Origin of the sequence: Mesorhizobium sp. ESP-6-4, assembly GCF_020164735.1 — a bacterium.
Taxonomy (GTDB): domain Bacteria; phylum Pseudomonadota; class Alphaproteobacteria; order Rhizobiales; family Rhizobiaceae; genus Mesorhizobium.
Map to the genome: position 1 here is coordinate 49,478 of NZ_JAIUGS010000004.1, position 22,186 is coordinate 71,663.

The window sequence follows — 22,186 nt, forward strand, 5'->3', positions numbered from 1 at the left end:
CGCCGCGCCTCTCCGCGGCGTATCCTTATTGGAAGCGCCCTCCCCGCTGCAGGACCTCGATCTTGTAGCCGTCGGGATCCTCGATGAAGAAGAAGCGGGCGATGAGCGCCCCGTCGTGATTGAACTCGACAATCTTCTTCGGGTTGAGACCGAGCGCGCCGATCCGGTCGTGTTCGCTGTCGAGATCGGCGACCGAGACGGCGAGATGGCCGTAGCCGTCGCCAAGCGCGTAGGGCTCGGTACGTCCCTTGTTGACGGTCAGCTCCACCTCGAAGGGCGAACTGGCATTGCTGAGATAGACAAGCGTGAAGGTCTCGAAATCGAGCCGCTGGGCGACCTCGAGGCCGAAGGCCTTGTTGTAGAAGTCGACGGAGCGCGCTTCGTCGAGAACCCTGATCATGGAATGGATCGTCTTCGCCAAATCGGACTCCGTGAGCTCTCATGCTTTCGAAGCCGATTATGCGCGCCGGCGAAAAATGGTGGTGGCAGCCGATTACCACGCGTGGAGCAGGAAAACGGCTAGTGTCGCTCCAATTCTAAGGACGAAAGTCCGATTGCCGTCGGCGGCTATCGGATCGAAAATGACCAACGCAGGCAGTGTTCAAAAAGGGCGCCAGCCAACCCAATCGGCGCCCAAGACAAACAACAACGGGAGGTACCGATGTGCAGAGTCTTCGCCGGGCAGGACCCGGAAGGCTACCGGCAGATCAACAGGTCGATCCGCATCGACGGCCATTCGACCAGCATCCAGCTCGAAGCGACATTCTGGGGTCTTCTTGACGAGATCGCCGACAGCCAGGGACTGACGACCCCGAAATTCATCTCGAAGCTCTATGACGAGGCGATCGAGATCAACGGCCAGATCCCGAACTTCGCTTCCATGCTGCGCACGACCTGCGCGCTCTATTTGCGCGGCCATCGGCCCAGCGCCGAAGACCAGGCCGCATTGAAGCAGGAAGCCGCCTAACTGCTCTCGACTGCGACTTCGAGCGCCAGCCGGGTCATGTCGGTGAAAAGCGCCTGGCGCTCCGAATCGTCGATCAGCTCGCCGGTGGCGACATGGTCGACGACGGTCAGCAGCGACAGCGCTCGAGCGCCGAACTGTGCCGCAATCCGATAGAGGGCGCTGGTTTCCATATCGACGGCCAACGCCCCCAGCGCCATCGGCTCGTCAAACCGAGCGCGGCCATCGGGATGGTGGAAGACGTCGCTGCAGATCGTCAGTCCGGCGCTGCAGGCGATACCGAGATCGGCGGCGCATTGCAGCGCCCGCGCATGCAGCGCCGGGTCCGGCCCCGCCGGCTGGTAAAGCCCGAACACTTGCCCGCTGATTGCACTCTCGGCCCGCACCTCGCTGGAGATGACGACGCCGCGCAAAGGCACGTCTTCCGACAAGCCGCCGCATGTGCCGGTGCGGATCAGCGTTTTGACGCCGTAATACTCCATCAGCTCAAAGGCATAAATCAGGAAAGACGGCGCCCCTATCCCGGTCGCCTGGATGCTGACCGGCTTGCCGCGGAACCGGCCGGTGAAGCCCAGCGCGCCTCTTCGGCGGTTGACGCAGCGCGGCGCCTCGAGAAACATCTCCGCCATCCATTGCGCGCGCTCGGGATCGCCCGGCAACAGCACCGTTTCGGCATAGTCCCCCCGGCCCGCCTCGATATGCGGCGTCACGCGCTACCACCCCTGATAGACCCATCCGGCGACCATCATGGCAGGACTGCCGCAATGCGCAAGCTCTGGCTTATTTAGAGCAATCCAAGGAAGCGCTGAACGCCCTAGGATTCCAGCACGTCCTTGACGATCGTCGCCAGTTGCTTGAGCGAGAACGGTTTCGGCAGGAAACCGAAATGCGCCTCGGCCGGCAGGTTCTTCGCAAACGCGTCCTCGGCATAGCCCGAAACGAACACGAACTTGATGTCCGGCTGGCGTTTGCGCAGCTCGCCGAGCAATGTCGGCCCGTCCATCTCCGGCATCACCACGTCGGACACCACGATATCGACCTTGCCGCCGAGTGCCTCGAACACTTCAAGCGCCTCGACGCCGGACGACGCCTCGTGCACGGTATAGCCGCGCGAGGTCAGCGCCCTGACGCCGCCCATGCGCACGGCATCTTCGTCCTCGACCAGAAGCACCGTGGCCGAGCCGGAAAGATCTTTTGCGGTATCGGCGGTCTTGGCCGGAGCAGTCGCCGCTGTCGACGGCGCCTCGCCAGGCTCGGCCTGCTTCTTCACCTCGGCGATGTGGCGCGGCAGGAAGATACGGAACACCGTGCCCTTGCCGACTTCGGAATCGCAGAAGATGAAGCCGCCGGTCTGCTTGATGATGCCGTAGACCATCGACAGGCCGAGGCCGGTGCCCTTGCCCACTTCTTTGGTTGTGAAGAAGGGCTCGAAGATCTTTTTCAGCACCTCGGGCTCAATGCCGCTGCCGGTGTCCTCGACGTCGACGAGCACATAGTCGGCCGGCGTCAATTCGCGGTAGGCGAAGGATTTGCACTCGTCGGCGGTGACGTTGCGGGTGCGCACGGTGAGATCGCCGCCGCTCGGCATGGCATCGCGCGCATTGACGGCGAGATTGACCACCACCTGCTCGAACTGGCCGATATCGACCTTGACCGGCCACAGGTCGCGGCCGTGGTCGATCTTAAGCTTGATGTCGTTGCCGACGAGGCGCGCGAGCAGCATTCTGAGATCGGCCAGAACATCGGTCAGGTTGAGCACTTCCGGCCGCAGCGTCTGCTTGCGCGAGAAGGCGAGCAATTGCCGAACGAGCGAGGCCGCCCGGTTGGCGTTCTGCTTGATGTTCATGATGTCGGGGAAGGACGGGTCCGACGGCCGGTGGTTGGTCAAGAGAAGGTCGGACGCCATGATGATGGCGGTCAGCACGTTGTTGAAGTCGTGCGCGATACCGCCGGCGAGCTGGCCGACTGCCTGCATCTTCTGGCTCTGCGCCATCTGGCCCTCGAGCGCCTTCTGCTCGGTGGTCTCTACCGCATAGACGATCGCCGCCTCCTCGGCGCCTTCGCTGCCCGCGCTGTCGGCGACGGCATTGACGTAGAAGCGGATGTGGCGCTCCTCATTGCCGGGCAGGACGGAATCGATCGGCTCGATATTGGCCTGCCGCTGCCGGGCCTTCTCGAAGGCGGCGGCGAATGCCGGCCGGTCGCGCTCGTGGACGATGGTCTCGAACCGCACCCGCCGGTCGACGGCGTCGCGGTCGACCACGGACGAAAACAGCTGCAGGAACGGCGCGTTGGTGCGCAGGATGCGTCCGCTCGCATCGACGCCGGCAATGGCCATCGGCGTCGAGTTGAAGAAGCGGGTGAAGCGAACCTCGGAGGCCCGCAGCTCCGCGGAAGCGTCCTCGCCCTGGGTACGGTTGAGCACGATCGTGCGGGTCGGACCGTTCACGCCTTCGCGGCTGGCCGAAACCCGGTGCATGAAGCGCACCGGCAGCGCCTGGCCGCTCATCGTGGTGAGGTCGAGGTCGATGACGGCGTTGCGTGTGGTGCCCGGATCGGCCTTGACCGAACGGACCAGCGCCATGCCGTCGCCGGCGATGATTTCCGGCAGCGTGATGGCGCCCGGCGTGAACGAGGCAAGGTCGATGCCCAGCCACTCGGCGAGCGTGGCGTTGAGATAGGTGACGCGGCCTTCCTGGTCGGCCGAGAAGAATCCGGCCGGCGCATGGTCCAGATGGTCGATGGCTTTCTGCAGGTCGAGGAAGAAACGCTCCTGCTCCGCCCGTTCCTGCGAGATGTCGGCCAGCTGCCAGGCCAGCATCGGCAGCCTTTGCCCGGGCATGCTGAAGGCGCGGGCGCGAGCGCGGTACCAGCGCGCGCCCGGCTCGGCGCCCGGCTTGATCGACTGCGCCAGCCGGAACTCGCCGTCGCCAGCCTGGCCGTCGCGCAGGCCCGACGCCAGCCGGTAGATCGTCATCGAGGCCTCGGGGACATCCGACAACAGCCCTTCGACGGTCTTGAGATCGGCGGCCGAGGCAGCACCCGTCATGTCTGCATAGGCGCGGTTGGCGTAGACGACGCGGCCCTTTGTGTCGGTGACCAGCAGGCCCTGCGACATGGAGTCAACGAAGGCTTTTGACAATTCGTCGCCGGTTGAACGCGGTGCGATCTGCACGAAGCCGATCGCGGTCGCGAACAGGAAGCCGACGCCGATCATGGCGAGCACGCCGAGCATGCCGAGCAGGAAAGGATCGCCGAGGCGCTCGCGGAAAAGTCCGAAGACGATCGCGGCGCCGGTCAAGACGACGATGAAGACGATGAGCCTGGTGACGGCGCCCGGACGCGTGTTCTGGTCGACGATCGGTACCGGATAGAAATCGCCGCGCGCTTCCTTGGCCATGTTCCCCCTGCTCGTGATTCCGGTGTCCGATGGGCACGGACGGCCGGTTGAATCACATTCTCCTGTAGCGGAAAAGGCCTCGGCGGCAAATGTCCGATAAAATCAACGATTCATGTTTCAAACTGTTCACGATGGGTGATGTGAACTTGCGGTCGCTGGTCCCAACGGTCTAGTGTTCCCTGACTTCAAAGATGGCGATTGGGGTGCACCGATGCAGTGGCTGGATAATGTAGCGGGCCCGGGTTATGTCGCTGCAATCCTGTGGACGGTAGCGGCTCTCATCATGCTGGTTGTCGTCCTGCTCGCCATCAAGGTGGTCCGCAACCTGACGTTCGGCACCTTCGTCGCCGGCGGCAGGAACCGCAAGACGCGGCTTGCCGTGATGGATGCCACCGCTGTCGACAGCCATCGCCGGCTTGTCCTGGTGCGCCGCGACGACATAGAGCATCTGATCCTGATCGGCGGGCCGACCGATGTCGTGGTCGAGCGCGACATCAGGCTGGCGGCGCTGCGCCGCCCGGCATTGACGGGCGACGCCGGTCAGCAGCAGACAACCGCCGCCGCGCGGCCGCGCGCGCCGCAACCGGCGCCCGCACCCTCTCCCGCCCGGCCGGCGCCGCCGCCTGCCGCCCAGCCTGCCGTCGCACGTCCGCGCGCGCCGGCGCCCACACCCGCGCCCAAGCCGGCGGCGCCGAGCCAGCCGACGGCGAAGGTTATGCCGCTGCCGAGCTACGGAACGACGAACGGCAGCACCCGATCCACGCCGCCGCCCTCAAACGATTCCATCGACGACACGCTGATGCACGAGCTCGAGACCTCTCTCGACGAGACGCATTCCCAGCCGGCACCCAGCAAGCCGGCGGCCAAGCCTTCGCTCGATGACGAGATGACCAAGCTGCTTGGCGAGTTGGGTAGCCACAAGCGCTGACCGGCCACCGGCGCAAACGAGCCTTTCGCGCCTTTGTCGGCAAAGATAATGGGGCGCTGAAAACAAAAATGGCCGGAATTCCGGCCATTTTTGATGTTCCTGCCTGTCGGATCGCGTCAGTCGTCGCGATAGACCTTCTCGCGGCGTTCATGGCGCTCCTGGGCTTCGATCGACAACGTCGCGATCGGACGCGCATCGAGCCGCTTCAGCGCGATCGGCTCCCCGGTCTCCTCGCAATAGCCGTAGGTGCCTTCGTCGATACGCTGGAGCGCGGAGTCGATTTTCGAGATGAGCTTGCGTTGGCGATCGCGGGCGCGCAATTCGATGGCACGATCGGTTTCGGAAGAGGCGCGATCGGCTAGGTCGGGATGATTGGCGTTTTCCTGCTGCAGGATTTCTAGGGTTTCGCGCGCTTCGCGCAGAATGTCGTTCTTCCAGGTGATAAGCTTTTGACGGAAGTACGATTTTTGCCGTTCGTTCATGAACGGCTCGTCTTCGGAGGGTACGTAATTGGCGGTAACGATATCGTTCATTCGACTCACCCAACAACCCCAAAATTTGGCGCCTATATATTCGGGGAAAAGAGCCTGCACAAGCGCTATCGGCAACAGTTTCACGCAATTGTTAGTCTTGCATCGGCAACTCCGGCGACAATGTTGTTCAACGGCAGAAAACGAATTCGCACCTGATTCGTTGCAGTTGCGGGCCGACCATTGTGCATGACATCGTTCTGGTGACTAATCGCGCTTTGTCACGAAGGCAGCACCATGGGGGTCCGGTTGAGCAGACTTTATCTGTTGCGGCATGCCAAAGCCGGCTGGGCGCTGCCCGGCATGCGTGATTTCGACCGCCCGCTCGACGAATCGGGCATGGCCGATGCCGAAGCGATCGGAGAGGCCATGCGGGCCCGCAACTATGTGCCGGACGTCACTCTTTGCTCCAGCGCCAAGCGGGCCAGGCAGACGCTGGAAGGCCTGGCGGGGCGCACCGACACCGGCCGGGTGCTGTTCTTCGACACGCTCTACAGCGAGGATGCGGCCGGCTATCTGGAGATCATCCGCAAAAATCGGGACGCTGGCCAGCTTCTGGTGATCGGCCACAACCCCATGACCGAAGATCTGGCCATGGCGGTGTCCGGGAATGGCGAGCAGACGGCGCGCGGCATGATGAATCACGGTTTTCCGACCTCCGGCCTTGCCGTGGTGCGCTTTCCCGGCAACCTTGCCGAAGCGGCCCAGGGCAATGGCTATCTCGAAGCCTTTCTCACGCCGGCCGACCTCTGAGGCCATTTCAAACGCGCGGTCCAGGGCCTATATCGGGCGCTGACGCGCAACCAGAGGCCTGATTTGGCATCATCGCTGACCAGTTTTACCGACGAGGCGAGGATTGCGCTCGACACGTTGTCGGGCCGCGCCGCCGGGCTCTTCTCTCCGTCAATGCGCCTTGGCGTCACCGGCCTGTCGCGCGCCGGCAAGACCGTGTTCATCTCCGCCCTCGTCCACAATCTCATTCATGGCGGTCGCCTGCCGCTGTTCGAGGCGCAGAAATCCGGCCGCATCGCCCGCGCCTTCCTCGAGGAGCAGCCGGACGATGCCGTTCCGCGTTTCCAATATGAAGACCATGTCGCGGCTTTGGTGAACGAGCGCGTCTGGCCGGACTCGACCCGCGCGATCTCCGAGCTCCGGCTCACCATCGAATATGAGTCGGCTTCCGGCTGGAACCGGTTGTTTTCAGCCGGAAAACTATCTGTCGACATCGTCGACTATCCCGGCGAATGGCTGCTCGACCTACCACTGCTCGGCAAATCCTTCGCCGATTTTTCGCGCGAGGCGGTCGAGTTGGCCGCCCTGCCCGTCCGCTGCGACCTGTCGCAGGCCTGGCGTGAGTTGGCCTCCACCATCGATCCAGATGCCGAAGCCGACGAGATGACCGCCCGGCGATTGGCCGAAAGCTTTGCCGCCTATCTCAAGGCGTGCAAGCTCGACGACCGCGCGCTGTCGACGCTGCCGCCAGGCCGTTTCCTGATGCCGGGCGATCTCGAAGGCTCGCCGGCGCTCACCTTCGCGCCGCTGATTACGCTGTCGCAAGGCCGGCCGCGCTCCGGATCGCTGCGGGCGATGATGGAGCGCCGCTACGAGGCCTATAAGACGCATGTCGTCAAACCGTTCTTTCGCGAGCACATCGCCCGCCTCGACCGGCAGATCGTGCTGATCGACGCCATGCAGGCGCTCAATGCCGGCCCGGCCGCGATGGCCGATCTGGAGCGCGCGGTGACCGAGATCCTGTCCTGCTTCCGGCCCGGACGGGGCAATTTCCTGACCGACTTCTTCTCGCGCCGCATCGACCGCATCCTGGTGGCCGCGACCAAGGCGGACCATTTGCACCACGAAAGCCATGACCGGCTGCAGGCGATCGTGCGCCGGCTGACCGACCGGGCTGTGGCGCGGGCGAATTTCAGCGGCGCCGCCGTCGATGTCGTCGCCATGGCGGCGGTCCGCTCGACCCGCGAGGGCACAGTGAAGCGGGGGCGAGAAACGCTCCCCGTCATCATCGGCACGCCGCTGAAAAGCGAGACGATCAACGGCGAGACATTCGACGGAAGGGCCGAGACCGCCATTTTCCCGGGCGATTTGCCGGAAAAGGTGGATGCCGTCTTTGACGTTTCCGGATCGCAGGTGGACAGCGCCGAACCGGCGATCCGCTTCGTGCGTTTCCGCCCGCCGAAGCTTGAACGCACCGCCGAAGGCGTCACGCTGTCCCTGCCGCATATCCGGCTCGACCGCGCGCTGCAGTTCCTGATCGGAGATCATCTGGCATGACCGCGCCCCGCAAACCGGCGGCCTTCCGCATCGAGCCTGAGACCGAAGCGCCGCCGCAACCACAGCGAAACAGCGCCGCCGAGGAGCCGCCGGCGCGCAGACCACGTGCCGCGAGGGCTGATGTAGCGGTCGTGATCCCCTCGGAAGTCGACGTCTTCGACGAGCCGGATATCGAGGCCGCGGTCCCGCCGCCGGCGACAGCGCCGAGAAAGCGCTCGCTATTGTCCCGGCTGTTCTTCGGCGCTCTCGGCGTGCTCGTCTCGCTGGCGGTCGGCCTTTGGGCCGACCAGCTGATTCGCGACCTGTTCGCGCGCGCCGAATGGCTCGGCTGGCTGGCGGCCGGCATGGCGGCGATCGCGCTGCTCTCGCTGCTCGTCATCCTGATCCGCGAATTCCTCGCCATCGCCCGCCTTGCCGAAGTCGAAAAAATGCAGAAACAGGCTCTGGATGCCGTGGCGCGCGACGACCCCAAGGCGGCGCGCGCCTTGGTCGACGAGCTCTCGGCTTTCGTCGCCGCAAAACCCGAGACCGCCGCCGGCCGCCGTTCGCTGGCCGAATTGCGGGGCGAGATCATCGATGGCGCCAATCTGGTGCGGCTGGCCGAGACCGAGATCCTGTCGCCTCTCGATGCCCGCGCCAAAGTCATGATTCTGGAGGCGGCGAAACGCGTGTCCCTTATAACGGCGGTCAGCCCGCGCGCGCTGGTCGACATTGCCTATGTCGTGTTCGAGGCCGGGCGGCTGATCCGGCGCCTGTCCGAGCTCTATGGCGGCCGCCCAGGCACGCTCGGCTTCTTCCGGCTGGCGCGCGGCGTGCTCGCGCATCTGGCGGTGACCGGCTCGATCGCGGTTGGCGACAGTTTCGTGCAGCAGATCGTCGGCCATGGGCTTGCCGCAAAACTCTCGGCAAAACTCGGCGAAGGCGTCGTCAACGGCATGATGACGGCGCGCATCGGCATCGCGGCGATGGAAACGGCACGCCCCTTGCCGTTCATCGCCGTGAAGCGCCCGGGCCTCGGTGATTTCCTCTCGGCGCTGACGTCGTTCGCGGCACGAAAGGACGGCCAGGACGACCGATAAGGTAAACGCGCGACCCGCCGCGGGTGACGAAGCATTAACCAATCTTCTGCATGGTCGGTCCGGTCCCAAGAATAGACTCTTTCGTGCCGGGTGTCGTCGATGAGAAGCGTGATCCTGTCCTGCGTCCTGCCTGCCGCCATTGCGAATGCCGCGCCGCTCGGCCTCGTCGAAAAGGCCCTTGGCGCAGAGCCGGACAAGCAGTTTTTCCGCTCCGTCGAAGGCAGATGGGTCGGCCCTGGCGAGATCATCGCCGGCAAATACAAAGGCACCAAATTCACCTGCGATTTCAATGGCTCGACGCCCGCCAGCAAGCTCGGCATGACGCTTGACGGCGGCTGCAGGGTCGGCGTGTTCACGCAGAAGATGTCGGCCAGCGTCGAGCGCAAGGGCCGCGATGGCTATCGGGGCACCTTCATGGGCGGCTCGACCGAAAGCGGCATGGACATTGTCGGCGGCAATGTCGTCGACGCCCAGAAGGTCGTTTTCACCATCAACCGCAAGCAGTTGAACGGCGTCATGCAGGCGCGTGTGCCCGACGGCAATTCGATGACCGTGACGGTGGCCGTGCGCGTCGACAATCAGCTGGTGCCGGTGATCGGCATGAGCCTGAAGCGGGTCGATTCGGTCGAAGTCGGCGCCATCGCCAAGAACTGATCCGGCGCGGTTCCGGCAGCCCGCGTCCGCCACCCGCTACAAGACGGTTCAGGTCAAAGTCGGGAAGTGGCAGGCCACTTTGCGGCCCGGACGATATTCCTTCAGTTCCGGCCGCTCAGAACGGCACCGGTCCGCAGCGATCGGGCATCGCGGATGGAAGCGGCATCCGGACGGAGGCTTCAGCGGGCTCGGCACGTCGCCGGTGAGGATGATGCGCTTGCGCGCGCCCGCAGGCGTCGTCTCGACGACGGGAACCGCCGAGATCAACGCCTGGCTGTAGGGATGGGCGGGTTTCGCAAAGACCTCTTCCGCCGGGCCCTCCTCGACGATCGAGCCCAGATACATGACCGCGATGCGGGTCGAGACCTGGCGCACCACGGAGAGATCGTGGGCGATGAAGATATAGGTGAGCTTCAACTTCTCCTGCAGATCGGCGAGCAGATTGACGATCTGGGCCTGCACCGACACGTCGAGCGCGGAGACCGGCTCGTCCAGCACGACAAGGTCGGGGTTCAACGCGATCGCCCGCGCGATGCCGACGCGCTGGCGCTGCCCGCCGGAGAACTCGTGCGGATAGCGCATCATATGGTCCGGCAACAGCCCGACCAGCTCGAACAGCTCCGCCACCCGCGCGGTGATTTCTTTGGAGGTAAGCTTGCCATGGATGCGCAGCGGCTCGGCGACGAGATCGCCGACGCGCCGGCGCGGATTGAGCGAGGCCGAGGGATCCTGGAACACCATTTGCAGGCGCCGCCGCAGCGGCCTGAGATCGGACAGCGATTTCGAGGTGATGTCGTCGCCTTCGAACAGAAGTTTGCCGTCGGTGATGTCGTAGAGCCGAACCAGGCAGCGCGCCAGCGTGGACTTGCCGCATCCGGATTCGCCGACCAGCCCGACAGTCTCGCCGCGCCGCACGCTCAGCGAGACGTTGTCCACCGCGTGGACGGTCCGCCTGCCCTCGGCGGAAAAGCGAGTGCCGATCGAAAAGCGTTTTGCCAGCGAACGCGTCTCGAGGATCGGTCGGTCTGTGTCTGTCATCAACTCGCTCATGCCTGCACCACCCGAAAGCACGCGGCGGCGTGCGCGCTCGCGCCGAGATCCGGCTTGCCGGCCTCGCAAGGCTCGTAGCGGACCGGACAGCGCGGGCCGAAGGCGCAGCCTTCCGGCAGCCGCAGCAAGGAAGGCGGCGAGCCGGGGATCGCCGGCAGCCGGCACGGTTTCTCGCCGGTCAGCGGCGGGATCGAGCCAAGCAGCGCGCGCGTATAAGGATGTCGCGGATCGGAAAACAGCTCAGTGCGGGTGCCGCGCTCGACAACGCGGCCGGCATACATGACCATGACCCGGTCGGCGAGTTCGGAGACCACGCCCATGTCATGCGTTATGAAGACAACCGCCGACTTGTGCTTCGCCCGCAATTTGCGCACGAGGTCGAGAATGCCGGCCTGCACGGTGACGTCGAGCGCGGTGGTCGGCTCGTCGGCCACCAGCAGCGCCGGATCGCAGGACAAGGCCATCGCGATCACCGCCCGCTGCCGCATGCCACCGGAAAGCTGATGCGGATAGCGCGACATCGCCTCGTGAGGGTTGGGGAAATTAACCTCCGCCAGCAGCTGCTCGACGCGCTCCATCGCCTTCGGCTTGCTGACGCCACGATGCGCCCGGATCTGCTCGGCGATCTGCCAGCCGATCGTGTAGACCGGCGTCAGCGCCGTCATCGGGTCCTGGAAGATCATGGCGATCTCGTTGCCGCGCAAACGACGAAGCTCGCGCGGCGGCAGGCCCACCAATTCGCGGCCTTTGTAACGGATCGAGCCTTCGATGGTGGCGTTCGGGTCGGTGATAAGCCCCATCACGGCAAGCAGCGACACCGTCTTGCCGGAGCCGGATTCGCCGACGACGCCGAGGATCTCGCTTTCCTCGAGATCGAAGGAAACGCCGTCGATGGCCCGTACCGGCCCGTCATGGGTGCGGAAGGACACTTTGAGATCGCGCACCGACAATATCATGATGCCCTCAGGCGCGGATCGAGAAGGATGTAGACGAAATCGACGACCGCGTTGGCGATCACCACGAACATGGACGCATACATGACCGTCGCCATGATCATCGGCAGATCGAGATTCTGCAGCGCGTCATAGGTGAGCTTGCCGATGCCATGCAGGCCGAACACGACTTCGGTCAGCAAGGCCGAGCCGCCCACCAGCGCGCCGAAGTCGAGGCCGAACAGGGTGACGAAGGCGATGAGCGACGTGCGCAGCGCATGGCGAAACAGGATACGGGTCTCCGACAGGCCCTTGGCGCGGGCGGTGCGGATGTAATCCTCCTGCATGGATTCGATGATAGCCGCGCGCAGCACGCGTCCGTAGATGCCGATATAGAGGATGGCCAGCGTGATCCATGGGATGACCAGCGTCAGGAACCAGCCCTTGGGATCGTCGGAAAAATTCTTATAGCCAAGCGGCGGCACCCAGGAGAATGCCCAGCTGTCGTGATAGCGGCTCTGGGTCATCAGGTTCATCACCTCGCCCAGCCAGTAGACCGGCATGGAAATGCCGAGCAGGCCCAGCACCATCAGAAGCTTGTCCAGCCAGCTGTCGCGGGTGGCCGCGGCGACGATGCCGATGATGATGGAGACGACCACCCACAGGACCGCGGCGCCGAACACCAGCGAGAGCGTGACCGGGATCGAATCCATGACGGCCGGCACAACCTTCCAGCCGCGGTTGACGAAGGAGGTCAGATCGCCGGTGACGAAGATCTTCTCCATCATGCGCGTGTATTGCACGTAGAGCGGCTGATCGAAGCCGAAGCTGTGGCGCACCGCCGCCAGCACTTCAGGCGACGCGTTGCGGCCGGCGATGCGCGCGGCGGGATCGGCGCCGGGCGTGGCGAAGAAGATCAGGAAGACGATGACCGAGATGCCGAACATCACGAACAGCATCTGACCGAAGCGGCGAAGGATGGCATAAAACATCAGTCGCGCCCCAGCCGGACCTTGGAGCGCGGGTCGAGCGCATCCCGCAGGCCGTCGCCGAAGACGTTGAGCGCCATGACGGAAACGGCGATCGCCAGGCCAGGCACCAGCGCCACCAGCGGTCGCGTATAGAGCAGCGCCTGCCCGTCCTGGATGATGGTGCCCCAGCTCGCGGCCGGCGGCTGCACGCCGATCGACAGGAACGACAACGCCGATTCGGTCAGCATGTTCAGCGCCATCATCAGCGGCACGAAGACGATCAGCGTGGTGGTGATGTTGGGCAGGATGTCGCGCCACAGGATGCGCCAGCCCGGCACGCCGAGATTGATCGCGGCGAACACGAACTCGCTATGGCGCAGCGCCAGGACCTGCCCGCGGATCGGCCGCGCCACATAGGGTATATAGACGATGCCTATGATGATGATCGGCAGCCATAGGCTGCCCGATTGGATCTCGATCGGGCCGATCGCGATGCCTTGCGCGATGGTGACGATGGAAAGCGAGATCGCCAGCAGATAGATCGGAAACGCCCAGAGCACGTCGAGCAAGCGCGACAGCACCGTGTCGGTGATGCCGCCGAAATAACCCGCGATCAGTCCTGCCATCGTGCCGACGATCAGTGTGAAGATGGTGGCTGCTCCCGAGATCAAAAGCGAGTTCAGGCCGCCATAGAGCAACCTTGCCATGACGTCCCGCCCCTGGCTGTCGGCGCCGAGAAAATAATTCCCGAGCCGCCACGTCGGACCGATCGGCGTGTAGCCAAGCCCCAGTCCCTCGGTCGACTGTTCCATCACCGGAACGTCGGCGCCGTCGATCTGGATGACGGCGTCGAGCGTCGAGGCGAACGGATCCGTGCCCGCCCATTTTGCATAAAGCGGCGCGCTGAAACAGGCGAGAACGATGATGAGGAACACGGCCAGGGACGCCATGGCGGCCCTGTCCGTTGCCAGCTTCGCAAACGCGACGGCCCAGGGCCCTCGCGTCTTGCGCGGCATGGCGGCGACTTGGCTGGACACGATATGTGATTCCGCGGTTCGTTACTGGACACAGGCCCCTTACTGCACCCAGGACTGGGTGATAATCCAGTTGAACTGCGGGTTGAACTTGAAATTGCCGATGCGCTTGCTGACGAAATCAAGCCGCTTCGGCGTGAACAGCCCGACCGCCGGCGCCTTGTCGGTGACCTGCTTGTCGATTGCCGCCCACAATTTGTCGGCCGCCTTCTGGTCGGTCACGCCGAGGTCCAGCGCCTTCTGCATCTGCGCGTCGATATCCTTGTCGCAGAAGCCGGAAATGTTGATCGAGGCGTCCGAACCTTCGCGATAGGAAGCGCAGCTGAACAGGATGTTCAGGAAGTCCGACGCCGCCGGATAGTCCTTGTACCATTGGGTGACGGACATCTGCACTTTGTTGTTGGTGTTCTGGATATAGGTGAACTGCAGGTTGGACGAGATCGGCTTGACGTCGGCGACGTAGCCGATGTTGGTCAGCACGCTCTGCAGATAGACACCGATGGAACGCGAAATGGCGGTGTCCTCGACGATGATTGTCACCTTCTGGCCCTTGGTGCCCGATTCCTCGACGAGCTGCTTGGCCTTCTCGACATCCGGAGCCGACCATTTGGCGCCCGGGTTCTTGGTGAAGGGGCAATAGTCCTCGTGTCCGGGGAAGTCCGGCGGCAGGACTTGGCAGACCGGCGAAGCCAGCACCTTGCCGCCGAACAGCTTGACCAGCGTGTTGCGGTCGACCGCATAGGCGACGGCCTGGCGCGCCTTTTCATTGTCAAATGGGGCCATGCGGGTGTTCAGCGGCGCGTACCACCAGGCTGAAAGCGGCGAGATGTGCAGCTGGTCCATGGACTTGCTGCCGAGCTCGCCGAGGCGGTCGCTGGGCAGCGCGTCGAACATCCAGTCCGCCTCGCCGTTCTGGATCGCCGTCACGGCCGCCTCTTCCGACAGGCCGAAATCATACTGCACGACGTCCGGATAGCCGTCCGGCTGGGCTTCCTCGCTCCACTGCTTGAAATTGGGGTTGCGGGAAACCGTCATGCCCTTGTTCGGATCGAAGGCCGAGATCATGTACGGGCCGGTGCTGGAGATCGGCTTGGAGCCCATATCTTCCGCCGGCGTGTCCGCCGGCAGGATCACGGCGTGCGGCAAGGCAAGCTTGTAGAGGATCTCGGCGTCCGGCTTGGTGAGATTGAGGGTGATCGTGTTGGCCGCCTCGTCGGCGACGACGCCGCCTTCCAGCGTGCAGCTCTTGGTGTCGGCCAGGCATTTGTCGGCGCCAACGATGCCGGCATAGAAGGTGCCCGAAGTCGGCCCGGAAATCTTGAAGATGCGCTGGAAGGAGGCGACGACGTCCTTCACGCCAAGATCCTGGCCGTTGGAGAACTTGATGCCCTTGCGCAGCTTGAAGGTGAAGGTCTTGCCGTCATTGCTGACCGTGGGCAGCGCCTCGGCCAGGTCGGGAACGATGGAAAAGCCGTCGACGCCCTCGGCTTTGCGGAAGGCGACCAGGCCGTCATAGATCGGCTGGTACATCTGCCAGCCCTGGTCCGTGTAGTTGATATGCGGATCGAGCGTTCCGGCCGCCGATCGGGCGAGAAGGCGAATGGTGCCGCCGCGGTGCTCCTTGAGATATTCGGCCTGTGCCGGAGCGAGCCACGAGCCGGCCAGCAATGCGGCGGCCGACGCCGCCAAAAGCAGTTTCTTCATGTCGTCATTCCCCTTTTCTGTTGTCGTTGTCGTCCAGGAAGTCTCCCACCACACGCATGCAGAGTTCCTGCTCCTCGACATGCGGCATGTGGCTGGAATGCTCGAATATCTGCCAGCGCGATCCCTTGATGCCGTCCTTGAACGGCTGCACGGTCGCGGGCGTGGCTTCGTCGTGCCGGCCGGAGATGAGGAGTGTCGGAACATCGATGGCCGGCAGGCGGTCGATGACGCTCCAGCTCTTCAGCGTGCCGATGACGTGGAATTCGTTCGGGCCGTTCATCACATTGTAGACGGTCGGATTGCGCACGATCTGGGCGAAAGTCTCCGTCACCTCGGGCGGGAAAGGCACGACCCGGCAGACATGCCGTTCGTAGAACCGCATCGTCGCTTCCTGGTAGGCCGGATCGTCGGTCGTGCCGGCCTGCTCGTGCTTCGTCAGCGTCTCCTGCACGTCCCTGGGCAGATCGGCGCGCAGCCGGTTGGCCTCCTCGACCCAAAGCTTCATGGACGCCGGCGAATTGGCGATGGTCAGCGACTTCATGCCCTTCGGCCGGATCACGCCATATTCGGCACCCAGCATGCCGCCCCAGCTTTGACCCAGCACATGGAAGCCGCCGCGGATGCCGAGATGGTCGATGAGGTTTTCCAGCTCGTCGATGAAGAGTTGGGGCGTCCAGAAGTCGGCGCCTTTTTCCGGCAGCAAGGTGGAATTGCCGCAGCCCAACTGGTCGTAGTGGATGACGGCACGGCCGCCCCGGGCAAGAAGCTTATAGGCATCGACGTAATTATGGGCAGCACCCGGTCCGCCATGCAGGATGATGACCGGAGCCTTGCCGGCATTGAGCGCGCCGCTGACCCGGTACCAGGTCTCATAGGCGCCGAAGCCGGCCCGCCCTTCCTTGCTGACGATCTCGGACGGCATCCCGGCTCCCTCAGTGGTTGAAGACATCTCGTTGCCGCCTAGTTCGCCGTCCGGCCGGACTGCACCCATTCTTCCAGCATCTGCACGCCGAAGGCCGTGGCGCCCTCCCGGCCCAGCGGCCGGTCCTTGTCGGCCAGTTCCTTGCCGGCAATATCGAGATGCACCCAGGGGCGGTCTTCGGTGAAATTGCGCAGGAAGGCCGCGGCATAGGGCGCGTCGCCGTCTTCCATGTCCTTGGCGTGGTGACGGATGTCGGCGAAGGGCGATTGCAGCCCCTCGTCATAGGCCCGGTCGAGCGGCAGTTGCCAGAACCGCTCGCCGACCTTTTCCCCCGCCGCGATCATGCGCGACGCGATGGTGTCGTCGGTGCTGAAAAGTCCGGCGAAGACCGAGCCGAGGCCCCGCATCACCGAATAGGTCAGCGTCGCCAGATCGACGATCACCGAGGGATTGAAGCGCGAAGCGGCATAATAGAGGCAGTCGGCCAGGATCAGCCGGCCTTCCGCATCCGTGTCGAATACTTCCACGGTCTGGCCCGACGCCGTCGTGATGATGTCGCGCGGCTTGAGCGCGGTGCCGGACGGCATGTTCTCGGCAATGCCGAGCACGCCGACGGCATGCACCGGGCTGCCTTGCCGGGCGAGCGCGATCAGCAGCCCGACAACGGCGGCCGCGCCGCCCATGTCGGCCTTCATGTCGAACATCTGCTCGCCGCGCTTTATGCACAGACCACCAGAATCGAAGCAGACGCCCTTGCCGACGAAAGCCAGCGGCTGCGCGGGAGCGCTCTTGCCGCGATAGCGCAGGACCGCGATGCGCGGCGGTCGCGCCGAGCCGGAGCCGACGGCCAGGATCGCATTCATGCCGAGTTCCTTCAGCCGCACCGCATCGAGGATCTCGACATCGATGCCGGCCTCGCGCAGCGGCTCCAGATGATCGTGGAAATTGTCGGGGTGGAGATGGTTCGGCGGCAGGTTGACCAGCGTGCGCGCATATTCGACGCCGTCCGCGATGGCATTGACCCGCGCCAGCGCCGCCTTGAGCTCCGGACCGGCTGCGCCGATCAATTGCACTCGCAACGTTCGGTCGGCCCCAGCCCCTTGCCGCCGGTTGCGCATGTCGAAACGATAGCGCCGCAGCCGCATGCCGAGCGCGACCCGCGCCAGTATTTCCGCTGCGGGCAGGTCGACACCGGCGAGCGGGTCCAGCATCAGGGTGGCCGCGCATTCGCCCTTGCCTTCCAGATGCGCCGCAAGCAAACCGCCGGCCCGCGCCAGCGAAAGCGGGGTTACGGCCTCGGCCTTGCCCAAGGCCAGCACCACCACGCGGCGGGTCGACATCGCCTTCGGCGCGATGACATCGACGCAGGCGCCGGACTCCTCAAGCGCGGCCGGCTCGGAACACGCGCGGGACAAGATCCCGTCCATTTCAGCATCGAGCGCCGCTGCCCGGAGCCCAAAACCGTTTTGAGCGGTTTGCAGGATCACGACGACCGAGGTTTCCGCGGAAATCTCTTCCGCCGCTTCAAAGACCGGCGCCGGCGACTGAGGCATAGAAGCTCATTCTCCCATTCTGGGGCGCCCCGCCGAGGCTCAGCTGGCGTCATACGCAAAGCTTCGCCGGTCCCCGGTGGAAGTCGGTCATACCGGTTTCCGCCGCTGGTGGAATGGCATCGGAGTGCCCAAACAATCGTTTTTGGATGGCGACTTGGTCGCTCTTGCCTTTTGGGTATCCCCGAACCGGCCAAGCGATCAAACGCCAATTTTGCCCAAGTCGATTGACAAAAACTCAACTGACATTTCATGATCGGCCAATGGCCCTGCCCTCACTCAATGGCATGCGCGCTTTCGAGGCCGCCGCGCGTCTCGGCAGCATCAAGGATGCAGCGGAAGAGCTGCATTTGACGCCCTCGGCCGTCAGCCGCCACATCCGCGCGCTCGAGAAGAACCTTGGCCAGGAGCTGTTCGAGCGCGGCTTTCGCCAGATCACACCGACCATCAGGGGCTCATATTATGCGCGCGGCCTCTCCGAAGCATTCGAGGCTATCTGGCGCGCCACCGACGATGTCAGCTTCGTCCATGGTCACGGCAGGACCCAGCGGGTCAGGGTTCTCTGCGTGCCGGCGGTTTTGAACCTTTGGCTGGCGGACCGGCTGCCGAATTTCCGCAAGCTGCATCCGTCCGTGAACCTGGAGATCTCGACGTCGGGCAAGCGCGCCAACTTCGATTTGGCCATTGTCGACGAGTTCGTCTACAAGGCCGGCCCGGCCCTGACGCTGCTGATCCCGCTCGTTCTGACGCCGGTCTGCGCGCCGTCGCTGCTTGAGGGACCGGTGCCGCTCAGAACGCCCGCCGATCTGGTCAATCATCACCTCATCCACGAATGCGAGAGCATGCGCTGGCGGCGCTGGCTGGAACAGGAAGGCGTTCTGGACGCCACGCCGAAATCCAGCACGACGCTCGATGACTGCACCTTGATCATGCGCGAGGTGATAAACGGCGCGGGGATCGCTTTGGCCGACACCATGATGGCGCAGGACCTTTTGCAGCAAGGCAAGCTTGTCGCCCCGTTCAGCGCCCGCCACACCTATCCCGCCGGAATCTACCTGCACCAGCGCCGCAGCATCGGAAACAAGCCAGGCACCGGCCTGTTCCAGGATTGGCTGCTCGCCGAGATCGCCGACCATAAGCGCACGATGGGTATCGCATAGCGCGTCTCCTCCGAAGCGCCGCGCAAGAAAAAGGCGGCGACCGACCGGCCACCGCCTTCGCATTGTCGACGGCTGGGCTCAACCCTTGATGGTGGCGGTCAGCTCGTCATAGGCCTTGCAGGCTTCGTCGAGCGTCGTGGCGCCCTGATATTTCGTCGTCACAGCTTGCACCTTGGCGGTCAGATCGGCCGCCTTGCTCGGATCCTTGGTGATGGCTTCCTGGAGCGCGGCAGCCATGTCCTGCGCCTTCTTGGCGGCGATTTCCTGCGTGCATTCCGGCCCCTTGGAGCAAGCCGAACCGGCCAACGCCGCAACACCCACGGCAACGAGCAAAAACTTCTTCATGTCAATCATCTCCTCAAAAAAAAGGCAGCCGCCCATCGCCGCTGCCTCCACTGGCCGAAGCCGAACGTGCCATAACCTCCGATTGTGGCGTGAAGCAACGACCGGACCGCATAAACTTGTGCAATCAGGCTGCAACGTCGCGGCGTCCGTGTTGAGGCCGCCCGATGCATGTCGCCCAAAGCGCGCAGCGGTTTTGGGTCGACGACAGGCATAAAGCAACAAGCTAGAGCGCGTCGTACGAGGCCATTCAGGCGCGACGGCTTTAGAGCAATCCCAGGAAATGGGCGAAACGGTTTTCAGCCCTGAAAACAAAGAGATAGTGCGTCTCACCGTTTTCGTGAAACGATGAGACGCTCCATGTCAGCTGGAGCAAAGTTCACCCGCGAGGCTGTAGCAGCGCCAGCACGACGGTCAATGCGGCAAGGACGGCGGTAAGGGTCAAAGGTCCCGTGGCGCCATGGGTATCCACGACATAGCCGCCGACAACCGCGCCGATGGTGATGGCAACCTGGAAGGAGACGACCATCAGGCTACCCGCAGCTTCCAGCGCATCAGGTGCCGCGCGGGACAGATTGGTCGGCAGCACCACCGGCGCCATGCCGAAGGCCAAGCCCCAAAGCGTGACAAATGCGAAGGCGACGCCAATGTGCACGCCCCAAAGCACCAATGCCAGCGCCGCAAACGCCATCAATGCGGCGTTGCCCGCGAGCGCCATGCGGATATTGGCGTCGGCCATACGGCCGCCGGCGACGTTGCCGATCACAGCCGCGATGCCAAATCCGAGCAGGGCCAGGGCAATTGGCCCGGTGGCGAGGAGCGTCACGTGTTCGAGGAAGGGGCGCACATAAACAGAGCCGGCAAAATGCCCCGTCATCAGCAAAAGTATGGCAAGCATGCCGAGTTGGATGCCGCGCCGCTGTGTCAGCCGAAATACGTCAGCCAGACTATTGCTGGCCGTGGCAGGCAGGGTCGGCAAGCTAACCAACTGCAGCAGCATGGCAATCACTGCCAACCCCGCCGTCAAGGCCATGGCGCTGCGCCATCCCAGCCAGTCGCTGATCAAGGCCCCCATTGACGGGGCGGCGATGGTGGCGAGCGAGACGCCGAGGGTGACGATGCCCATGCCCCGACCTGTCGCATTGGCGCCGACCAGCCTGGCCACGACGGCAACCGAGAGTGCCCAGAACGCACTGAGAGCGATTCCGAGCCCGGCCCTGCCCAGCAGCAACAGCCAGAAATTGGGCGCTAGCGCGGCAAGGAGGTTGGAACCGACCGCCAAGGCGCTGAGGCCAACCAGCACCGTCTTGCGGTTCAATCGTCCGATGAGAACATTGCTCAACATGGCCGTCACGGCGCCGACCGAAGCCGTGGCGGTGACGACCTGTCCGGCGGTTCCTTCGCTGATGCCGAGGTCCCGCGCCATCGGCGTCAGCAGGCCTGCCGGCAGGAATTCGGCTGATACCAGGGCAAAGCTGGTGGCCGCCAATGAAATGACCGCAAACCAGGTGGCTGCGTTCCACGGGGCTGGCGCGGCGTCATCGAGGTCTATCGCCGCGTCTTCAAGCTGTAATGTTGTGTCTGTCACTGAAAGATCTCCAAAGTCTGGAGGTCTTCAATAGACGAGTCTTCTCGGATGATATGTACCTTATAATCCGAAATTCATGTCCGTTCGTCCGGAAATTGTGCGGCGCACAACGCCTGGCGAGACATTGGTGATGCGTTTGAACGCGCGCGCGAAGGATGCTTCGCTATCATAGCCCAAACGGGTAGCGACCTCGGCAACCGACAGGCCGTTTTGCCCGAGCAACTCGCGGGCAAGCTGCATCCGCAGACGGGCGAGATAGTGGGCAGCGCCCTCCCCTAACACAGCGCTGAAGCGCTCGGCGAAAATCGAGCGCGATTGGCCTGCTAGGGCGGCAAGGCTTTCCAGGGTCCAGTTATGGCCAGGGTCTCGATGCATGGCTGCCAGAGCGCGGCCGATATGGGGATCGCGGATGGCTGCAAGCCAACCAGTGGTAGAAGCTCCAGTGCAATTGACCCAGCAGCGGATAAGCCGGGCGGTCAGCAAGTCCGCCATACGGGACAGAATCGTGGCGCTGCCCATCTGCGGTTGCGCGGCCTCCGCCGTCATAGCCGCCAGCAAAGGACGGACGACCGGATCGTTGCCGGCAACATCGCACCCCTTGATAATAGAGGGCATCAACGTGATCAGTGGATTGAGCGCACAGACGCCCAGGGCCATGGAGCCGCAGAAAAGGGTGCTTGTCGCGCCCGTCCCTTCCCGCACCACCTCACAGACATTGCTCCCCAACTTGGTAACCTGGCAACTCTCGAGCGAGTCGTCGACAACGTCCGGCGCACTAGCCAGCCGATGGGCGATGCCTTGCGGCAACAGCACCAGATCGCCATCGCGCAACTCCTGCCAGCCTTCCGCTTCGGTATAAATCCAGCATGGACCCTGGCCGACAAAGTGAAAGCGAAGCAGCTTCTGTTGCGGAAAGGCGATGCTCCATGGATGCCGGAGCTCGCAGCGGCCATAGTTGACCCCACTCAAGCGAAAGTCCTGTAGGACTTCGCTGAGCGCATCCATCGGAATATGCAGAGGCGGGCGGGACGAATAGTCAGGCATTCGGCTACTGTATATGCCGAACGTCCGGCAGGCAAGCGGAGGCCG

At 63.9% G+C, this 22,186-nt stretch carries 21 protein-coding genes; 7 read left to right on the forward strand and 14 right to left on the reverse strand.

Annotated features, from left to right (window positions below; genetic code table 11):
* Nucleotides 1-25: 25 nt before the first annotated feature.
* Nucleotides 26-421 (reverse strand): VOC family protein, encoded by a 396-nt coding sequence (locus LB523_RS09810; RefSeq protein ID WP_224601306.1) that lies wholly within the window; start codon nucleotides 419-421, stop codon nucleotides 26-28.
* A gap of 240 nt (nucleotides 422-661) precedes the next feature.
* Between LB523_RS09810 and LB523_RS09815 the strand changes: the two genes are divergently transcribed.
* Nucleotides 662-967, forward strand: a complete 306-nt coding sequence (locus LB523_RS09815) for a ribbon-helix-helix domain-containing protein (RefSeq protein ID WP_095765274.1) — start codon at nucleotides 662-664, stop codon at nucleotides 965-967.
* Here the strand turns inward: LB523_RS09815 and LB523_RS09820 are convergent.
* On the reverse strand, nucleotides 964-1,674 hold the full coding sequence (locus tag LB523_RS09820) for a DeoD-type purine-nucleoside phosphorylase (protein ID WP_224532022.1): 711 nt from the start codon (nucleotides 1,672-1,674) through the stop codon (nucleotides 964-966). The two genes, LB523_RS09815 and LB523_RS09820, sit on opposite strands and share 4 nt — an antisense overlap.
* Nucleotides 1,675-1,778: 104 nt before the next feature.
* The gene (gene cckA, locus LB523_RS09825) at nucleotides 1,779-4,364 is read right to left on the reverse strand and encodes a cell cycle histidine kinase CckA (protein WP_224602464.1); all 2,586 of its coding nucleotides are present in this window, start codon (nucleotides 4,362-4,364) and stop codon (nucleotides 1,779-1,781) included.
* A 211-nt stretch (nucleotides 4,365-4,575) separates the two neighbouring features.
* On the opposite strand from cckA, the gene LB523_RS09830 reads away from it, so the two are divergent.
* Nucleotides 4,576-5,292, forward strand: coding sequence for a flagellar biosynthetic protein FliO (locus LB523_RS09830; RefSeq protein WP_224602465.1), 717 nt, complete (start codon nucleotides 4,576-4,578; stop codon nucleotides 5,290-5,292).
* Between the two features lie 116 nt (nucleotides 5,293-5,408).
* Here LB523_RS09830 and dksA read toward each other — a convergent pair whose 3' ends face one another.
* A complete protein-coding gene (dksA, locus tag LB523_RS09835; protein ID WP_095765270.1) occupies nucleotides 5,409-5,825 on the reverse strand; it encodes an RNA polymerase-binding protein DksA in 417 nt (138 codons plus the stop codon).
* A 246-nt stretch (nucleotides 5,826-6,071) separates the two neighbouring features.
* On the opposite strand from dksA, the gene LB523_RS09840 reads away from it, so the two are divergent.
* From LB523_RS09840 to LB523_RS09855, 4 genes are all read left to right on the forward strand, one after another.
* A complete protein-coding gene (locus LB523_RS09840) occupies nucleotides 6,072-6,575 on the forward strand; it encodes a SixA phosphatase family protein (protein ID WP_095765607.1) in 504 nt (167 codons plus the stop codon).
* A gap of 63 nt (nucleotides 6,576-6,638) precedes the next feature.
* The gene (locus tag LB523_RS09845; protein ID WP_224602466.1) at nucleotides 6,639-8,111 is read left to right on the forward strand and encodes a YcjX family protein; all 1,473 of its coding nucleotides are present in this window, start codon (nucleotides 6,639-6,641) and stop codon (nucleotides 8,109-8,111) included.
* Complete coding sequence (locus tag LB523_RS09850; RefSeq protein WP_224602467.1) at nucleotides 8,108-9,190, forward strand: YcjF family protein; 1,083 nt, start codon at nucleotides 8,108-8,110, stop codon at nucleotides 9,188-9,190. The genes LB523_RS09845 and LB523_RS09850 overlap by 4 nt, the downstream gene beginning before the upstream one ends.
* Before the next feature lie 99 nt (nucleotides 9,191-9,289).
* Complete coding sequence (locus LB523_RS09855) at nucleotides 9,290-9,844, forward strand: hypothetical protein (protein WP_224602468.1); 555 nt, start codon at nucleotides 9,290-9,292, stop codon at nucleotides 9,842-9,844.
* Nucleotides 9,845-9,892: 48 nt separating this feature from the next.
* On the opposite strand, the gene LB523_RS09860 is transcribed toward LB523_RS09855, so the two are convergent.
* From LB523_RS09860 to LB523_RS09890, 7 genes are read right to left on the reverse strand one after another with little or no spacing between them, the layout of a single operon-like run.
* The gene (locus LB523_RS09860; RefSeq protein WP_224602469.1) at nucleotides 9,893-10,882 is read right to left on the reverse strand and encodes an ABC transporter ATP-binding protein; all 990 of its coding nucleotides are present in this window, start codon (nucleotides 10,880-10,882) and stop codon (nucleotides 9,893-9,895) included.
* A gap of 8 nt (nucleotides 10,883-10,890) precedes the next feature.
* Nucleotides 10,891-11,850 carry an ABC transporter ATP-binding protein gene (locus tag LB523_RS09865; protein ID WP_224602470.1) on the reverse strand — a complete coding sequence of 320 codons (960 nt, stop codon included), beginning with the start codon at nucleotides 11,848-11,850 and terminating at the stop codon, nucleotides 10,891-10,893.
* Nucleotides 11,847-12,818: an ABC transporter permease gene (locus LB523_RS09870; RefSeq protein ID WP_224602471.1), complete on the reverse strand. Its 972-nt coding sequence runs from the start codon at nucleotides 12,816-12,818 to the stop codon at nucleotides 11,847-11,849. The genes LB523_RS09865 and LB523_RS09870 overlap by 4 nt, the downstream gene beginning before the upstream one ends.
* Entirely contained in the window at nucleotides 12,818-13,813 is a 996-nt protein-coding gene (locus LB523_RS09875) for an ABC transporter permease (RefSeq protein WP_224602813.1), read from the reverse strand. Before LB523_RS09875 ends, LB523_RS09870 begins: the two co-directional genes overlap by 1 nt.
* A 60-nt stretch (nucleotides 13,814-13,873) precedes the next feature.
* Nucleotides 13,874-15,535: an ABC transporter substrate-binding protein gene (locus LB523_RS09880; RefSeq protein WP_224602472.1), complete on the reverse strand. Its 1,662-nt coding sequence runs from the start codon at nucleotides 15,533-15,535 to the stop codon at nucleotides 13,874-13,876.
* Between the two features lie 4 nt (nucleotides 15,536-15,539).
* Nucleotides 15,540-16,457 (reverse strand): proline iminopeptidase-family hydrolase, encoded by a 918-nt coding sequence (locus tag LB523_RS09885; protein ID WP_224602475.1) that lies wholly within the window; start codon nucleotides 16,455-16,457, stop codon nucleotides 15,540-15,542.
* Between the two features lie 38 nt (nucleotides 16,458-16,495).
* Complete coding sequence (locus LB523_RS09890) at nucleotides 16,496-18,010, reverse strand: leucyl aminopeptidase (RefSeq protein WP_224602477.1); 1,515 nt, start codon at nucleotides 18,008-18,010, stop codon at nucleotides 16,496-16,498.
* A 260-nt stretch (nucleotides 18,011-18,270) separates the two neighbouring features.
* On the opposite strand from LB523_RS09890, the gene LB523_RS09895 reads away from it, so the two are divergent.
* On the forward strand, nucleotides 18,271-19,167 hold the full coding sequence (locus tag LB523_RS09895; protein WP_095765261.1) for a LysR substrate-binding domain-containing protein: 897 nt from the start codon (nucleotides 18,271-18,273) through the stop codon (nucleotides 19,165-19,167).
* Nucleotides 19,168-19,245: 78 nt separating this feature from the next.
* Here LB523_RS09895 and LB523_RS09900 read toward each other — a convergent pair whose 3' ends face one another.
* From LB523_RS09900 to LB523_RS09910, 3 genes are all read right to left on the reverse strand, one after another.
* Nucleotides 19,246-19,512, reverse strand: coding sequence for a hypothetical protein (locus LB523_RS09900; protein WP_040982305.1), 267 nt, complete (start codon nucleotides 19,510-19,512; stop codon nucleotides 19,246-19,248).
* 376 nt (nucleotides 19,513-19,888) lie between these two features.
* Complete coding sequence (locus LB523_RS09905) at nucleotides 19,889-21,097, reverse strand: MFS transporter (protein ID WP_224602479.1); 1,209 nt, start codon at nucleotides 21,095-21,097, stop codon at nucleotides 19,889-19,891.
* Nucleotides 21,098-21,157: 60 nt separating this feature from the next.
* A complete protein-coding gene (locus LB523_RS09910; RefSeq protein WP_224602480.1) occupies nucleotides 21,158-22,141 on the reverse strand; it encodes an AraC family transcriptional regulator in 984 nt (327 codons plus the stop codon).
* Nucleotides 22,142-22,186: the final 45 nt, after the last annotated feature.

Bases quoted from the DNA above. Each gene is read 5' to 3' on its own strand.
- LB523_RS09855 (WP_224602468.1), top strand. From the start codon at position 9,290: ATGAGAAGCGTGATCCTGTCCTGCGTCCTGCCTGCCGCCATTGCGAAT.
- LB523_RS09870 (WP_224602471.1), bottom strand. From the start codon at position 12,818: ATGTTTTATGCCATCCTTCGCCGCTTCGGTCAGATGCTGTTCGTGATG.
- dksA (WP_095765270.1), bottom strand. From the start codon at position 5,825: ATGAACGATATCGTTACCGCCAATTACGTACCCTCCGAAGACGAGCCG.
- LB523_RS09860 (WP_224602469.1), bottom strand. From the start codon at position 10,882: ATGACAGACACAGACCGACCGATCCTCGAGACGCGTTCGCTGGCAAAA.
- LB523_RS09875 (WP_224602813.1), bottom strand. From the start codon at position 13,813: ATGCCGCGCAAGACGCGAGGGCCCTGGGCCGTCGCGTTTGCGAAGCTG.
- LB523_RS09880 (WP_224602472.1), bottom strand. From the start codon at position 15,535: ATGAAGAAACTGCTTTTGGCGGCGTCGGCCGCCGCATTGCTGGCCGGC.
- cckA (WP_224602464.1), bottom strand. From the start codon at position 4,364: ATGGCCAAGGAAGCGCGCGGCGATTTCTATCCGGTACCGATCGTCGAC.
- LB523_RS09850 (WP_224602467.1), top strand. From the start codon at position 8,108: ATGACCGCGCCCCGCAAACCGGCGGCCTTCCGCATCGAGCCTGAGACC.
- LB523_RS09900 (WP_040982305.1), bottom strand. From the start codon at position 19,512: ATGAAGAAGTTTTTGCTCGTTGCCGTGGGTGTTGCGGCGTTGGCCGGT.
- LB523_RS09895 (WP_095765261.1), top strand. From the start codon at position 18,271: ATGGCCCTGCCCTCACTCAATGGCATGCGCGCTTTCGAGGCCGCCGCG.
- LB523_RS09910 (WP_224602480.1), bottom strand. From the start codon at position 22,141: ATGCCTGACTATTCGTCCCGCCCGCCTCTGCATATTCCGATGGATGCG.
- LB523_RS09865 (WP_224602470.1), bottom strand. From the start codon at position 11,850: ATGATATTGTCGGTGCGCGATCTCAAAGTGTCCTTCCGCACCCATGAC.
- LB523_RS09890 (WP_224602477.1), bottom strand. From the start codon at position 18,010: ATGCCTCAGTCGCCGGCGCCGGTCTTTGAAGCGGCGGAAGAGATTTCC.
- LB523_RS09830 (WP_224602465.1), top strand. From the start codon at position 4,576: ATGCAGTGGCTGGATAATGTAGCGGGCCCGGGTTATGTCGCTGCAATC.
- LB523_RS09885 (WP_224602475.1), bottom strand. From the start codon at position 16,457: ATGCCGTCCGAGATCGTCAGCAAGGAAGGGCGGGCCGGCTTCGGCGCC.
- LB523_RS09815 (WP_095765274.1), top strand. From the start codon at position 662: ATGTGCAGAGTCTTCGCCGGGCAGGACCCGGAAGGCTACCGGCAGATC.